The 443-nt window shown below is 55.5% G+C and carries 1 protein-coding gene; it reads right to left on the bottom strand.

From position 1 onward, the window contains the following. Nucleotides 1–443, bottom strand: a 443-nt coding sequence (locus IB230_RS19965) for a hypothetical protein (protein ID WP_192274564.1), incomplete at both ends; no start/stop codon positions are given.

The following is a 443-nucleotide window of genomic DNA, read 5'->3' on the forward strand; positions in this document are numbered from 1 at the left end:
GCCTGCAACGCGGTGCGGGCCAGCCAGCGTTCTCTTCTTTCCCCCCCCCTCTTTCCCTCCTTCTCTTCTTCCTCCCTCCCCCCTCTCTTTCCTTCTTTCTTTCCTTCTTCTCTCTCTCCCCTTCCTTCCTCCCTTTCCTCTTCTTCCTTTCCTCCCTTCCCCCTTCCTCCCTTCCTTTTCTCTCCCCTCTCTTCTCCTCTCTCCTTCTCTCCCCTCCTTCCCTTCTTCCTTTCCTTCCTTTCTCCCCTCTCTCTCTCATCCTCTACCTCTTCTTCCTCTTCCCCCTTCTCCTTCTCTCTTTTTTCTCCTTCCTTCTCCCTCTCCCCCTTTCCCCCCCCTTCCTTCTCTCTCCTTCTTTCCCTTCTTTCCCTCCTCCTTCCTCTTTCTCCTTCCTTCTCTTCCCCCTCTCCCCTCCTCCCTTCTCTCTTTCTCCTCCTCCCCTC

It is taken from the genome of Pseudoxanthomonas sp. PXM01, assembly GCF_014851815.1.
Classification (GTDB): domain Bacteria; phylum Pseudomonadota; class Gammaproteobacteria; order Xanthomonadales; family Xanthomonadaceae; genus Pseudoxanthomonas_A.